Raw genomic sequence first — 16,013 nt, forward strand, 5'->3', positions numbered from 1 at the left:
TAAAATTAAACCTTAATTTACCAACCTTGATTCAGTCCATTTTTTAAAACCTCATCGTATTTTTCTTTATCAAAAGAATATAAGTTTGGCGCTTTATGTGCTACGTTGCTTTTCTTTTCGTCCAGTTTTGTCAGAATTCCAATATTGGTTATTTTCCGCAAAAAATTTCGACGATCCAGTTTTTTATCTAAAATAGTCTCATATAATTTCTGAAGCTCCGGAATTGTAAATTTCTCTGACAATAAATTATATCCTATTGGCATTAAATTTAATTCGACTCTCAAAGTATCCAACGCTTTATCCAGAATTTCACGATGATCTAATATCAATTCAGGAACTTCCTTATGATCGATCCATTCTACAATTTCATGTTTATTCACCGGATTAGGCAGAATTTTAGAAAAATCTACCAAAGCATAATAACCAATTGTAACAAAACGGCGTGTAAGCCATTTTCCTTTTTCTTCTTCAATCTGAAGATATTCCAAAGTCTTTTTATCAAAATGCTGTTCATTTCTTTTTACTTTTCCAAAGGTTGCAAATTGCCTTAAAAAAACACCTTCTACTCCGGTTCTGCCATTTAGAACTGTAATTGCTGCAGTATCTATATCCTGATCAACAGGAATAAATCCGCCTGGTAAAGACCATTTATCCGCTCGATGGGCTTTAATTAATAAAACTTTCAGCTGATTATCATGAAAACCAAAAATTACGCAGTCAATAGAAAGTCCCGGCTGATAATTTTCATTATTATCTATAATGTCTTTTAACATTCAAAATTTGTATAAATTCTTTCTTTTAATACCCTGCAATTTACTTGATTTTTGGAAATTCATGAGCTTTCTTAAAAAATTAGGATTTTATTTCCATTAAAATTAGAAGTGTATAAATCACAATTTTAACGAAAATTTAAAGTCAAATTTAAAAAAAATAATTACATTGCGTCACAATAACACATTAAAGGTTCGGATTGTTAAAATTCAGATCAAAAACAAAGAAAAATAATACAAACTGTTCCATTTTTCTTCAAGTGAGCGTAGAAATTTAAATACAGAAGTTATGATTGCCAATCCATTAAAAAATATTAATCAAAAAATTAGAACAAAAATCTGGACATCATTCGGATTTGTTTCAAAAACTTATCTTCTGGAAGCTTCTTTAAAATACAGTGAGGAACAGGAAAGAATTTTTAATGAAATGATTGTTGATAAAGATGCCAAAAATAAAAAAGCAAAACAGGAAGCTTATGAAAAAGCCTTGTTTGCTTCATATAAAGGAATAGGCGCAATGGATTTTATAAATACCGTTTTAAAGTGACCATTTACACATTTCTATAATTTATAATGCCAACCTCGCTTCTTTCCAGCGAGGTTTTTTTATTGTCATAAATTTCACATTTTTAATCGAACGAAATCGAACATTATTACTTATTTTAGCTATTTCAAAAGTAAGAATATACCCCTGTAAAATCATAAATATGGAAAACATCCTCGAATCAGAAAGTTATAAAATTCAACAGCCTGAAAACTGGGCCTCTAAAATTGATGATAATCAATTAATCGAATACATCAAAGAATCTGATTTCTCCAATAAACAAGTAGAAGAAGGCCGTGATTTTTGCTACTTTTTAGATAAAATCTATTATACAAGCGATACTGAAAACAGCGAATATGCCTGCGTTGCCTACACTCTTAACGAGCCAGGAAATCTTGAAAGTGCTTCTGCCAGAGATGTAATTGTGGAAGAAAATGAGACTTATATCATACATAGAATTAGTGTACTTCGTGAAGGGGTTTTAATTGATAAAATTGCGGATACAAAAATTAAAGTTCTGGACAATGAAAACCAAAGTGAGGGCGGTATTCTGAGCAGTAGCAAAAAAGTAAACATTACCATCAAAGATTTACGTCTTTATGATGTTTTAATTACTGAAGATTCCAGAGTTAAAATTTTTACGGATCGTGATTTTCTTCGTAAAGAGTTTTTAAAATATGTTTACATTACTCCTAGCACCTATTGGGCTTACGGAAATTATAAATTTACTTTTATTAATGACCGAAAAGAAACTATTGCTTACAAAAAAACTTTCTTTAGAGATGAAAATGGAAATGTTCTAGAAGCAGAAACTAATTATCTGAAAAAAGGAGAACGTTTTGTAATCGAAAAAGAAGATTACATCAATTCTTTTGATCAAAATAGAGAAATTGCTCCTTACATCGATTTTGCCACAGACCGCAACTGGACTGATTTATCAAATTATATTTCACCTTTATATGAAGAAATATACAGCAAATCTTCACTAAAAGAATTTGCTCCAAAACTGGTTGAAAAATTGGATGCCATTACAGACAAAGATGAACAGTTACAGTTTGCCATAGATTATGTACAAAACCATATCTATTACGTATATAATGCTGACGAAATGAACGGCCACAAACCGCAGGAACCAGCCATAACTTACGAAAATAAACAGGGTGATTGTAAAGCAAAATCTGTTTTATTGAAAGTAGTTTTAGATTACATCAATGTTGATTCTTCTGTGGTTTTGGTCAATTTTAATTCAGATCATTACATCACACATTATTTGCCTTCGCTTCTCACGTTTAATCATGTGATTGTAAAAATTAATCACAAAGGCGAAACGTATTTTATAGACGCCACAACAAGAGACGAATTTGGATTGATTGAGAATCGTGGTTTTATTTACTTTTTACATTATCTGGAAGTAAAACCAAACAAACAATTGGAAGTTAGAAAACCATATAAATTCCCTTATTATGGAATTAATGAAAAGGTTGATTTAACAGCTCAGAATCAAAAAGGAGATTTAAAACTTGTAACAACTTACAAAGGAAATCGCGCCAATTATATGCGCAAGTATTTCAAAAACACTAATAAAAGAGAGATTGTAGACAGCTGGAATAATTTCTTATTTTATACTTTGAATTACTCCGGAGATCGTGAAGGAACAGATATCAGAACTATTTTTAATGATGCTTCTATTGAAATTGTAAATGATGATAAAAAACTAAACGAATTTACAATTCAGTATAAAACCAGTATTGAGAATCCTTATTTTACGGATCAGCAAAAGAACCGTTTCTTAATGTATTTTGATCGCAATGTAGTGAAGAATAATGCTAGAGATTTTATGCATAAGGACATTTTGTTCTGGCATAATTTCGATAATGAAAAATATGAAATCAACCTTCAGACGGATCAAAGAATAGATACTGAAGAGAAATTTACGATTCAGGAAAGCACCATTAATAATCCGTATTTTGATTTTACAAGCCGTAAAAAAGTGAATAAAAACGGAGCTTCTATAGTTGTTGATTTCAAACCTTTGGTCAATTTAGAAATTCCTTCAGCCGATTTTGAGAAATTCAGAAATGACCACCATACTATTGCTGACAGTAATTTCGGAATTGGAATTGATATTATTGAACAAGGTTTGCTGAATCTTTTGAAATTCAATTTCAAAAAACGTCTTAAATAATTTCAATAAAAAAATGGAGCTTTTAACAGCTCCATTTTTTTGTTTGATTAAGTATTTATTAAAACACATAGAAACATAGATTTTGCTGGTACAATAAAAGGCGTTTCACTTGCATAAATACACATAGTCTATGTGGAAATAGATTTACTTGTCAGACAGTCTGCAAGATTGGAAAGCTTAATATTTGCCACGAATTACACCAATTTTCACGAATTAATTTGCGGAAATTGGTGTAATTCGTGGCTAAAAACTTTTTTTATTAATTTGCCAGCAACTCAAAATCTGATCTTAGTTTAATATCTGCTGAAGAAGTTCCAATCATTACTTCGAAATCTCCAGGTTCAGTTCCCCATTCTAGTTTGTTATTATAGAATGAAAGTTTTTCTTTGTCAATGGTGAACTCGATTGTTTTAGATTCTCCTGCATTTAATTTCACTTTTTGGAAATCTTTCAATTCTAAAACCGGTCTTACCACCGATCCGAATTTATCTTTTAAATACAATTGAACTACTTCTTCTCCAGCCACTTTTCCAGTGTTTTTTAATTGGAAAGAAACTTTAATCGTTTCATTGTTTTTTATTTTTGTTGAGGATAATTTCAATCCTGAATAATCAAAAGTGGTGTAGCTCAAACCGTATCCGAATGGGAATTTAGGAGAATTTTTTAAATCGATATAAGCCGAAACATAGTTCGTTGAATTTTCATCTTTTGCTGGTCTTCCTGTGCTGAAATGATTGTAATAAATTGGCACCTGTCCTACTTCTCTTGGGAAAGTCATTGGCAATTTCCCAGACGGATTATAATCTCCAAACAGCACATTTGCAATCGCATTTCCAGCTTCTGATCCTAACCACCAAGTGTAAACTACAGCTGGAACATTGTCTGCAATCCAATTGAAAACAAGCGGTCTTCCTGCATTAATCAAAACTACAACCGGTTTTCCTGTTGCCTGAATTGCCTTTACTAAATCTTCCTGAACGCCTGGTAAATGAAGATCGCTTCGGCTTTTTGCTTCACCGCTCATATCGTGTCTTTCACCAACGCTCAAAATCACAACATCTGCTTGTTTTGCAGTTGCGACAGCTTCAGCAAAACCATCTTTATTGTCACCGGTTACATCACAGCCTTTTGCGTACAATAATTTGGTGTTTTTGCCTACTTTATTTTGTAAACCGTCCCATTGCGAAACCACCCATTTATCGTAATTAACTTCTGGTAATTCTACAGCCCAAAAACCCATATTGGCTTTGTACTCTTTTACCATTGGCCCGATAAAAGCAATTGTTTTCATACTTTTTGAAAGCGGTAAAATCTGTTTTTCATTCTTTAATAAAACAATACTTTTCTCCGCTATTTCCAGAGCAGCTTTTCTGTGCTCTGGATTTGCCAAAGCTTTTTCTTCTCTTTTTGGATCTGAATATTTGTATGGATCATCAAATAATCCTAATTCGAATTTCTTACGAAGAATGCGTCTTACCGCATCGTCAACCAAATCTATAGAAACTCTGCCTTCTTTTACTAATTCTGCTAAATTCTTGCGGTAGGCATTACTTTCCATATCCATATCGCTTCCTGCTGTAATGGCTGCATAAGCTGCTTCTTTAAGATCTTTAGAGTAACCATGAGCTACCATTTCTCCAATCGATCCCCAGTCAGAAACTACGAAACCTTGAAAGTTCCATTTTCCTTTTAGAATATCTCTTTGTAAATGGGCATTTCCTGTTGCCGGAATTCCGTTTATATCATTGAATGAGTTCATGAAAGTTGCTGCACCTGCATCTAAAGCCGCTTTAAATGGAGGTAAATAGGTTTCTAAAAGCATTCTTTCACTCATATCTACAGAGTTGTAGTCTCTTCCTCCAACACCTGCTCCATAAGCTGCGAAGTGTTTTACGCAGGCCATAACGGAGTTTAAATCACCTAATTTAGCCCCCTGAAAACCTTTTACTCTTGCATAAGCAATTTTAGACCCTAGATAAGTATCTTCTCCGGCACCTTCCATTACGCGTCCCCAACGTGGGTCACGTCCAATATCAACCATCGGTGCAAATGTCCAATGAATACCGCTTGCCGAAGCTTCTGTTGCGGCAACTCTTGCACCTAATTCAATTGCAGCTAAATCCCAGCTTGCCGCTTCTGCTAACGGAATCGGGAAAGTGGTTTTGTAACCGTGAATTACGTCCTGACCAAACAACAACGGAATTTTAAGTCTTGACTGCATCGCCAATTCCTGATATCCTCTGGTGTATTTTGTTCCAATTACATTCAACATCGAACCAATTAAACCTTGTTTAATTTCATTTTGTTTGTTCGGATTGATTGTAATTGGTCCTGTTGCCTGATTGTCACCAGTGTATTGATTTAACTGGCCGACCTTTTCTTCAATTGTCATTTTCTTCAACAGATCATTGACTTTCTGATCTATTGACTGCTGCTGTGCCGACGCAAAAAGCGAAAGCACTAACAGCGTGATTGTGGTTACTTTTTTCATCTATTTTAAGTTTTTACCAAACGTAAGTTGCTACTGCACCTGCGTTTAGTGAGGTTGAAGTTTGTTTTTGGTTGTATTTAATATTAAATGTTTCAGCCGAAGCTCCGTCATTTTCTACAATTAAAACGATTTGTCCTGATGGCGTTTTGAAAGCAACATTGTGCAATTTTCCTGCAATATTACTTCCAATTCTCACTGAACCTTCCGGAACAAATTTAGAAGCATGTCCGATAATATAATATCCTACTTCTCTTTTAATATTCTGATTTTGATCAATCATCAAAGCACCTTTGCAAGTCGAACATCCTCCTGGCGTGAACGGTTTATAAAACTCATCATTTGCCAATCCCCATGAAAGTGCATTTTTACTCCAGTTACGCATTGAACCAATTACTACATTCTTCACACTCCATTTCAAATCATTTTCAAAATTGCTTCCGGAACCTGTATATTGTTCGGTAAAATACAAATCTTTATTTGGAAATGCATTATGAACTGTTGTTAAAGCACTAATATCTCCTTCGTACAAATGAAAAGCAGAACCTGCCACATACGGATTTGCTTTTGGATCTTTCAAGATTGTTAAAGGATATTCTGGTTTGTTGCAGTTATGATCGTAAACGATAATCTTGGTTTTGATTCCTGCTTTCGCGAAAGCGGGACCTAAATGATTTCCAATAAAATCTGCCTGCTGTTCTGCCAGCATCAATAAACTTGGATTATTTCCCGGGTGCAATGGTTCATTTTGCGGTGTAATTGCATCGATAACAATTCCGTGAGATTTCATTGCCTGAATGTATTTCACAAAATACTGTGCATACACTCCATAATATTTTGGTTGTAAACTGCCACCTTTTGAGCTTCCGTTGTCTTTCATCCAAACTGGAGGCGACCATGGAGAGCCCATAATTTTAATCTTTGGATTTATGGCTAAAATATCTTTTAAAACAGGGATAACATCGTTTAAATCCGGACCAAGATTAAAGTGCTCCAGATTCATATCTGTTTGTCCTTCTGGCATATCATCATACGAAAAAACTTTTTCATTCAAATCAGATGCTCCAATACTTAATCTTAAATAACTTAAACCGATTGCGTCATTTTTTCTGGAAAACAATTCCTGAAGCAATGCTTCTCTTTTTGGTTTGTCCAGTTTGATAATCGCCTGAGCGCTTCCTCCTGTTAACGAAAATCCAAAACCTTCTATAGTTTGAAATTTCTCAGCTGGATTGATCTCAATAGTCTGATTTGAATTTGTTTCTGAACTGAAAACTAAATCAGCTTGTTTTTTAAGTTTTGAAGTTTCGTCTGTAGTGGTAATCCAAGATTCTACTTTTCCAGCATTAGCCGTTACATTTTTTGAAGACCCACAGTTTAACTGCATTGCAATTAAAGGCAGTAAAACCAGAATTTGAAGTTTTTTGTTGATGTTTTTCATTTAATCTATTTCTATTAAAACAGGCAAATGATCCGAAGGATATTTTAAATCTTTAGAATCACTCAGCACTGCGTGTTTTTGAATTGTAAGTCCGCTGTTTTTGGATACAAAAATGTAATCCAATAATAATGTTACGGGCTCATTATGCTTGAAATCGTTAAACGTTCCTGATGGTCCAAAAGGTTTTTCTTTAGAAACATCTTTGGTATCATTCATGACGTTTTTGATTGCTGCAATTTGTTTTGTGTCTGGTTCTGAGTTAAAATCTCCCATTAAAAAAACAGGATATTTTTTTGTATTTAATGCTTCAATTTTAGACAATACAAGCTCTACGCCTTTTACTCTGGCTACTTCTCCCATATGATCCAAATGAAGATTAAAAACCCAAAACGTTTTTTTTGTTTTTAAATCTTTAAAAAGTCCGTAAGTACAAACTCGGTTACAAGCGGCATCCCAGCCTCTGGAAACAACATCCGGTGTTTCGGATAACCAAAAAGTATTGGATTGTTCTACTTTAAAACGATCTTTTTTGTAATAAATCGTACATGCTTCTCCCAATCCTCCTTCTTCTCTTCCTACTCCAAATCGATTATATTTTGGTTGAGCCGACGCGATATCGGTAACCTGACCTGGCGTTGCTTCCTGGACACCAAAAATGTCTGGGCTATAAAATCCTATCTGCGCATTAAAATAATCCTTTCGTTTTGGCCAAGCATTTTCTCCGTCAGATTCGACATTCAGACGAATATTATAGGTCATAATTTTCAAGTTTTGACCATAGAATGAATTTCCTGCCACAAGGAGTAGTAATGCTAAAACAAGTTTGTTTATCTTTTTCATGTTTAAAAATTTTAATCCGTAAAGCTAGTTTTTCCAGAACTTTAGAGAAAAAAATCCGTTTAAAACTTATGTTAATTAATCAATTGGATAATTATTTTTAAACACATAGGAACATCGTTTTTGCAACCGCTAAAAGACATTTCATTTGCATTAATTCACATAGCAAGCTATGTGTTAGAAACTAGTTCCTTTCTGCTTTCTATTTTAGATAAGTAAATACCTATGTTTCTATGTGTTTACTTTTTAATCCCCATAACGAAATGTTAATTATACACCCTTACATAATCAATTTCGTAAGTCGAACTTTTGTAGTTTGGATCAACTGCTCCGCCAAAATTTCCTCCCATTGCAAAATTTAAAATCACGAAAAATTTAGCATTGAATGGTGTTGTCGCTGAGTTTTTGTAGGTATAAAATAAATTATCATCTACATAAAACTTAATACTTTCGGCACTCCATTCTGCCGCATAAATATGATAAGCTGTAGCCGAAGTCGGATTGGTAGTTGTTGCTGTATCTGGCGTATTTCCTGAACGTCCCGGAGAATGTAAGGATGAATGAATCACATTAGGATTATTCCCTACTGATTCTAAAATATCAATTTCGCCACAAGCTGGCCAGCCAACAGTATCAAGATTATCTCCCAAAAGCCAGAAAGCAGGCCATGTTCCTCCGCCAACTGGAAGTTTAGCTCTAATTTCAGCTCTTCCGTACTTGAATGAAAATTTTCCTCTTGTTAAAATTCTTGCCGAGGTAAATTGGCTTCCCATATAGTCCTCTCTAATAGCTTTGATTTTTAAGATTCCGTTCTCTACAATTACATTTTCTGGACGTTTGGTATAATATTGTAATTCATTATTCCCCCAGCCGTCTCCAGTTCCTGTATTGTAATCCCATTTGTCTGGATTTGGAGCACCATTAACATCAAATTCATCTGAAAAGATTAGTTTTCTTGCTACGAAAATATTTACTGATGTAGAGGCATTTGTATATTTTAAACCATCAAAAGCGGTAACTTCAATGGTGTAAGTTTTGGTTCCCGGCTCTGTAAATTCGTATGTAAAATCGCTGGTTGTAATCTCTTTCGTTTCATTATTGATTTTTACTTTATACGATTTTGCATTTGCTGCTGTAATCTTCAAGTTTATCTTTCCGCTTCCGTCTCCATTTGGCATTTCTGTCGTTTTTCCTACTATATCAACTTGAACAGACATTTTTTCAGGAGCAACTACTTCTGGAGTATCAGCCGAATCATTACTACTGCTGCAAGACTGAAATACAAATAACAGGATTAGCGTAAAAATTCCTGCTCTATTTACGAGATTGATCATTTTCATCTTTATTTATTTTTAGTGGTTTAGTTAATAAATTGATTATCAAGATAAATATTATTTCTTCTACTTTTTTGTTTTGCTCAAAACAAAGTCAAAATAGTTCAAATTGAAACCGCCTTTTTCAAAGACAAACTTTACTTTATTCGATCCTGATTTCAATGTTACATTAGATAAAATAACAGTCTGCCATTTTTCATTCCCACCTGTTGAAGGAAGTGTAATCAAAGTTGATTTTTTTCCTCCATTCGTTTCTAAATACAATTTCCCTCCAGCTTTTTCATTTGAGTAACGAATGGCAACATTGTAAGTTCCGGATTTTGCATCCAGCGTATATTGAATCCATTCTCCGTCTTCAATAAAAGATACCTGATAACCATTTGAACCTTTGTCTTTACACGGCAAAATATCTACCCCGTCGTTTCGCATTGAATTTCCGCGATTCCACTCGTCAAATTTTCCTGTTACAGATCTGTAGTTTATAAAATCGGTATCGGAATAAGCTTTGCCGTTTGTTCCTAAATCATAATGAGTCGCAGCAATTTTACCCGGAACTGCATTTTTCTTATATGGTTTTGTGTCATCTGTTTGTACTTGTCTGAACATAGCATCAACTACATCTGGTTTAACGGTTACGTTTTCCATTTTATAATTATCAGCCATTTTCATTAATGCTTTTTTAGCAAAATCTGCAGATGGTTTTTGTCCGCCATCTTTCCAGTATTTTAACAAAACATCGTATTCCGGAATTTTGGTTACTGAAGTGACACCGGCAATGTTTTCGATTTTTTTCATTGGCCAAAATGCCCAGCCAATGTTGTTGCTTTCCACCAATGTCAAGACATCTTTAAACCAGACATTTGAGTTTTCGCCACTTTCTCCCATCCAGATTGGAACATTATATTGGGTTCTGTATCCCATAATCTGTTCAATAGAAGCTTTATCATTATAATTCCAATATTTATGAAAACTTAAAGCCAGATTATCATCCCAAAGTGGAAAAATTCCGTTGTAGTTATTTCCCCAACAGTTTCCTTCAATAAAAATTAAATGATTGGTATCGACTTCGCGAATGGCTTTTGTAACCGCCACCATTAGATCTCTTAGAGGTCCGTTGGAGTTCTCGTCGCAACCATTTTTGTTAGATCCTGTAAAATTCCAGTTCGGTTCATTGATAATATCATAAGCTCCAATCCACTGATTATCTCTGTAACGGGAAGCTAGTTTTTTCCATAAGGCAATCATCTTTTTCTGATTGGCTTCGCTTTCCCAAAGTGATGGTTTAGTCGTATCATAATCAGAAATTGCAGCATCATTTCCTTGTCCGCCCGGCGCTGCGTGTAAATCGAGAATCAAATACATCTTATTTTCTGCACACCATTTCAAAAGATTATCTGTCATGGTAAAACCTTCTTCAATCCAAGTGATTTCTCCATTCTTTTCCTCCTGAATTGGCGGTGTATACAGATTGTAATGCATTGGAAGACGAATCGAATTGAAACCCCATTTTGCTAAAGAATCGATATCTCGTTTTGTAATTCCGTTTGCTTTATAGGTAGCATAAAACTCTTTGGTCCCCTGCTCTCCTATTAAATCTTGGATTTTCTGCTTAATTTGATACTGTGGACTGGCAAATGACTGTGTCTGCAACATATATCCTTCCTGCACCATCCATCCGCCAAGACCTAAACCTCTTAAAAGAACATTATTTCCATTTCCATCAACAATTTTTTGTCCGTCTCTATGGAGAAAACCTTGTCCGAAAGAAGCGATTGAAATTAAAAACTGTATAATTAAAAATATCTTTTTCATGGAGAATTTTTTAAGTTTCTATTTCCACGTATAAGTTCCAACGGATCCAGCTTCAAGAGAAGTTGCCACCCATTTTCCGTTAAATTTGATATTGAAAGTTTCTGTTGCGTTTCCATCATTTTCAACAATTAAAACTTTTGTTCCTGAAGGAGTTATAAAAGCTACATTTTGTAAATTCCCTCCAGAATTACTTTCAATTCGAACAGAACCCATTGGAACAAATTTTGACGCATGAGCTATAATATAATACGCTACATTTCGCTGATAAGCATCACCAGATGTTATGGTTATTGCACCTTTACACATTGTACAACCACCATCTGTATGAGGGCCAAAACTTGAATTATTAGCGACATTCCATTCTAATGCATTTTTACTGTAATTTCTCATCGAACCAATAATTACGTTTCGAAGATGCCATTTTAAATCTCCCGCAAACTGCCCTTCTGAAGAAGTCCATTGTTCTGTGAAATAAACATTTTTCGTTGGGTACGAATTATAAACATTAAGCAAAGCACTAATGTCTCCAGCGTACAAGTGAAATGCAGATCCGTCAACAAAAGGAAAAGCATCGGCATCGGCTAAAATTGCTTTTGGATAATTTGGATTGTCACAGTTATGATCGTAAGCAATAATTTTCACATTTAAGCTTGCTGCTTTAAATGCCGGACCTAAATTATTTTTAATAAAGTTTGTCTGGTCTGTAGCAGACATGTACATACTTGGATTATTTCCGTCGTGAAGCGGTTCGTTTTGAGGCGTTACGGCATCAATAGTAATTCCTTCTGCTTTCATTTGCTGAATGTATTTTACAAAATACTTCGCATAAACATCATAATATTCCGCTTTTAGTTTTCCGCCTTTAAAACTATTCACATCTTTCATCCAAACAGGAGCCGACCACGGTGTCGCTAAGATTAATATTTTAGGATTAATTGCCAGAATTTCTTTTAGCATAGCAATTAGATTTTTATCTTTTTCTAAACTAAATTTAGCCAAATTCAAATCTGTTTCTCCGGTTGTAAGATCATTATAAGTAAAAGGTTCCGCATTTAAATCTGATGCTCCGATACTTATTCTGATATAACTTACTCCAATTGCATTTTCGCCTGAACCAAATAATTCCTGCAAAAGCGCAGTTCTTCTTGTTGGGTTTAATTGATTGATTACATCAACACTTCCTCCCGTTAATGTATATCCAAAACCATCAACAGTTTGATATTTCTGAGATTCTTTTACTTCTATCGTATTGTATGCATTTACTGTTGTTCCAAATCCTAATATTCCGGATTGTTTTGCCAATAAAACACTTTGGTCTCCTTTTGTAAGCCAAAAATCAACATCATTAGTCGTTACAGGTGGATTCACGACAGGAGGGTTAACAACTGGCGGATTCTCTACTGCATCATTAGAAGAAGAGCATTTTACCTGAGCCAGTACGGCCGCCATAAAGAAAAATGCTTTTATGGTATTTTTAATATTCAATTTCATCTTTGTGGTTTTAAGGTTAGTAAAGCACATTTAGTACACTATAGTTTGTATGGCATGCGCTGGAATTGTAATAGTGTTTTTTGTATTTTGATTTTCCAAAGAATAAACAATCTCTTTATCAGATTGGTTCATCACGATAGTAATCAATTGTCCGTCAGAATTTTTAAAAGAAGTACTTAACAACGATTTATCACTTATGGTTTCCACCACTCTTTTGGCATTTGGCCTAATAAATTTGGAGAAATGTCCAATATAATAGTACATCGGAGTATAAATCAACTCATCTTTTGTAGTATCGGCATGAATAGGTGCAAAACAAAAATTGCCAACATGATTGGGTCCTCCGCTCTGATCTAAAAGAATATTCCAGTCTGTCCAGGCTACTGTTCCGTTATTAAAATCATTAATCATATTGATTCCGTAACGTTCTGCATTACCCCAGAATTGATATTTTGAGGCATCGAATTTTTCAATACATCCTTCTGTAAATATTAGATTTTTGTTTGGAAAAGCTTCGTGTACTTTTGCGACAGACTCAAATTGAGGCGGGCCACCGTTCCAGGTTTCATACCAATGGAATCCAATTCCCCAGGCATATTTTGAAACTTCAGGATCTGAAAAAACAAGATTGGCTCTTTTCTCCAGCATATCTCCTCTGTTATGATCCCAGATAATAATTTTTTTAGAACCTAATCCTTCTTTTTCTAAAGTTGGTCCTAAATGATTTTTAAGAAAATCTCTCTCTGCTTCAGGAGAGTAGATACAAGATTCCCATCGTTGTTTTGCCATTGGCTCATTCTGAATTGTTAATCCCCAAACCGGAATTCCTTCTTTCTCATAAGCTTTAATAAATTTAGCATAATATAAAGCCCATGAAGAGGCAAACTCAGGCAACAAAACGCCGCCGTGTAAAATATCATTATTATCTTTCATAAAAGCTGGGGGACTCCATGGACTGACAAATAAGGTTAGTTTTCCGCCGGCTGTTTCAATTGCTTTTTTAATCAATGGAATTCTATATTTTCGATCGTGATCAATATTAAAAGTCTTTAACTCTTTATCACCTTCTGAAATATAAGTATAGCTGTCACTGCTGAAATCACAGCTGTGAATATTTGTTCGTGCTAAAGTATAGCCAATTCCTTTGTTTTTATCGTAACAAGCATTTAAAAATTCCTGCTGTATTTTAGGAGATAATTTTGCGAAAACTTCTGCACTGGCATCTGTAATTGCTCCTCCAATTCCGATAAAGGTCTGGTCTGTTTTTTCAGTATTTACCATAATAGATACTGTTGGATTTTTTTGTTGTGTAGTGTTGTTTTTCAAAATTAAATCATTAGATAATGACAATTTCAAAGTGGAATTTTCGGCAGTAGTAAAAACCTTTATTTTATTATTTTTTTGTGATGAAGCACTGGTCTTTTGAGCTGTTATCTTTGAGATAAAACAGCTTGATTGTATTAAGATAAAGGCTGATAAAAATACTTTAGTTACTTTCATATTGCTTAAAATTAAAAGTAAGAGAAGACTAATTTGGATGATTCAAATTAGTCCTCTTCTCTACTTTACTACAAAATATTAATAAACAAGTGTTTGTATAGCTCTTGGCGGAATTTTAACGACCGCTTTTTCAGCTCCAATAATCAAATTATAGGTAAGTTCATTTGCTGACTGATTCATTACAATCGTTGCCATTGTTCCGTCAGTATTTAAAAATGATGTACTTAATAATGCGCTTCGGCTTGTTGCTGTACTTACTCTTACTGCATTCAAACGAATGAATTTTGAGAAATGTCCAATGTAATAATAAGATGGAGTGTAAATTAACTCGCCTGTTGTTGTATCTGCATGAATTGGTGCAAAACAAAAGTTTCCAACATGATTAGGTCCTCCGTTTTGGTCTAGTAAAATATTCCAGTCTGTCCAGGCCACAGTTCCGTTGTTAAAATCATTAATCATATTGATTCCGTAACGTTCTGCATTACCCCAGAATTGATATTTTGAGGCATCAAATTTTTCGATACATCCTTCTGTAAACATTAGTTTTTTGTTTGGATAAGCTTCATTTACTTTAGCAACATTATCAAACATCGGCGCTCCGCCAGACCATGTTTCGTACCAGTGAAATCCCATTCCCCAAACATATTTTGATGCTTCAGGATCGGAGTAAATTACATTAGCGCGGTAATTCATTAAATCACGGTTATGATCCCAAACGATGATTTTTTTATCTCCCAGATTTTCTTTTTTCAAAGTCGGCCCAAGATAATTTTTAATAAAATCTCTTTCTGCTTCAGCTGTGTAAATACAAGATTCCCATGTTTGCACTGCCATTGGTTCATTTTGTGTAGAAGTTCCCCAAATTGGAATTCCTTCTTTTTCGTATGCTTTGATAAACTTGACATAAAAGTTTGCCCAAGTTTGATAGTATTCTGGAAGTAACGTTCCACCTTTCAATACATTTTTATTGCTTTTCATAAAAGCATTTGGTGACCAAGGAGCAACATAAGTAGTTAATTTTCCTCCTGCTTTTTGAATAGCCTGCTTTATTAAAGGAATTCTATACTGTCTGTCATGATCAATAGAAAATGTTTTGAGATCCTTGTCACCTTCTTCAATATAAGAATAGCTTCCACTGCTAAAATCAGAACTTTGAATTGTTGTTCTTAGCAAAGAATAACCAATCCCTTTTTGCTGATCGTAGTAAGCATTTAAGAATTCTGCTTGTTTTTCTTTTGAAAGTTTTGCAAATATTTCGGCACTTGCATCAGTAATAGCGCCACCGATTCCCATAAAAGTCTGAAACTTTTTTGCTGGTTCGACAAATACAGAAGTTTCTGTTTCTAATGGCTGTTTTGCTGCAGAAAAAGTAACATTATCTGTTGATGTCAATCTTAACTTTGAGTTTTCTGCTGTGGTATAAACAGTTACTTTTTTACCGTTGGTTGTAAATTCTTTTTTTATTTTTGGCTGTTGCGCAAAAGTAGCAACAGCTGCAAACAAAAGGCATATTATTTTTAGACTATTTTTTTTCATTTGCTCCCAATTATTATAGTTTTAATTGAAGTTTTGGAGAAATCTAAAACTGATTTTAATCCTTTAAAGAATTTA

At 34.2% G+C, this 16,013-nt stretch carries 11 protein-coding genes; 2 read left to right on the plus strand and 9 right to left on the minus strand.

From position 1 onward, the window contains the following. Positions 1–17 precede the first annotated feature (17 nt). Positions 18–773, minus strand: a complete 756-nt coding sequence (locus tag BM289_RS11980; protein ID WP_091493623.1) for an NUDIX hydrolase — start codon at positions 771–773, stop codon at positions 18–20. Positions 774–1,059: 286 nt separating this feature from the next. Between BM289_RS11980 and BM289_RS11985 the strand changes: the two genes are divergently transcribed. Together BM289_RS11985 and BM289_RS11990 are read left to right on the plus strand one after the other, a co-directional pair. After that, on the plus strand, positions 1,060–1,317 hold the full coding sequence (locus BM289_RS11985) for a hypothetical protein (protein WP_091493625.1): 258 nt from the start codon (positions 1,060–1,062) through the stop codon (positions 1,315–1,317). A gap of 160 nt (positions 1,318–1,477) precedes the next feature. Beyond that, positions 1,478–3,499 (plus strand): transglutaminase-like domain-containing protein, encoded by a 2,022-nt coding sequence (locus BM289_RS11990; RefSeq protein ID WP_091493628.1) that lies wholly within the window; start codon positions 1,478–1,480, stop codon positions 3,497–3,499. Positions 3,500–3,758: 259 nt separating this feature from the next. On the opposite strand, the gene BM289_RS11995 is transcribed toward BM289_RS11990, so the two are convergent. The 8 genes from BM289_RS11995 to BM289_RS12030 form a co-directional block, all read right to left on the minus strand. Then, positions 3,759–5,990 carry a glycoside hydrolase family 3 N-terminal domain-containing protein gene (locus BM289_RS11995; RefSeq protein ID WP_091493631.1) on the minus strand — a complete coding sequence of 744 codons (2,232 nt, stop codon included), beginning with the start codon at positions 5,988–5,990 and terminating at the stop codon, positions 3,759–3,761. 13 nt (positions 5,991–6,003) lie between these two features. After that, positions 6,004–7,428 carry a glycoside hydrolase family 30 protein gene (locus tag BM289_RS12000; RefSeq protein ID WP_091493634.1) on the minus strand — a complete coding sequence of 475 codons (1,425 nt, stop codon included), beginning with the start codon at positions 7,426–7,428 and terminating at the stop codon, positions 6,004–6,006. Continuing rightward, complete coding sequence (locus BM289_RS12005; protein ID WP_091493636.1) at positions 7,429–8,268, minus strand: endonuclease/exonuclease/phosphatase family protein; 840 nt, start codon at positions 8,266–8,268, stop codon at positions 7,429–7,431. A 263-nt stretch (positions 8,269–8,531) separates the two neighbouring features. After that, the gene (locus BM289_RS12010) at positions 8,532–9,605 is read right to left on the minus strand and encodes a glycoside hydrolase family 16 protein (protein ID WP_091493640.1); all 1,074 of its coding nucleotides are present in this window, start codon (positions 9,603–9,605) and stop codon (positions 8,532–8,534) included. A gap of 60 nt (positions 9,606–9,665) precedes the next feature. Beyond that, positions 9,666–11,411: a cellulase family glycosylhydrolase gene (locus BM289_RS12015; protein ID WP_091493643.1), complete on the minus strand. Its 1,746-nt coding sequence runs from the start codon at positions 11,409–11,411 to the stop codon at positions 9,666–9,668. Positions 11,412–11,429: 18 nt separating this feature from the next. Continuing rightward, complete coding sequence (locus tag BM289_RS12020) at positions 11,430–12,902, minus strand: glycoside hydrolase family 30 protein (RefSeq protein WP_091493645.1); 1,473 nt, start codon at positions 12,900–12,902, stop codon at positions 11,430–11,432. 30 nt (positions 12,903–12,932) lie between these two features. After that, positions 12,933–14,402: a glycoside hydrolase family 30 protein gene (locus BM289_RS12025; protein WP_091493648.1), complete on the minus strand. Its 1,470-nt coding sequence runs from the start codon at positions 14,400–14,402 to the stop codon at positions 12,933–12,935. Between the two features lie 78 nt (positions 14,403–14,480). Continuing rightward, entirely contained in the window at positions 14,481–15,938 is a 1,458-nt protein-coding gene (locus BM289_RS12030) for a glycoside hydrolase family 30 protein (RefSeq protein ID WP_091493651.1), read from the minus strand. Positions 15,939–16,013: the final 75 nt, after the last annotated feature.

Source organism: Flavobacterium phragmitis (assembly GCF_900112575.1).
In the GTDB taxonomy this organism is placed as follows: Bacteria; Bacteroidota; Bacteroidia; order Flavobacteriales; family Flavobacteriaceae; genus Flavobacterium; species Flavobacterium phragmitis.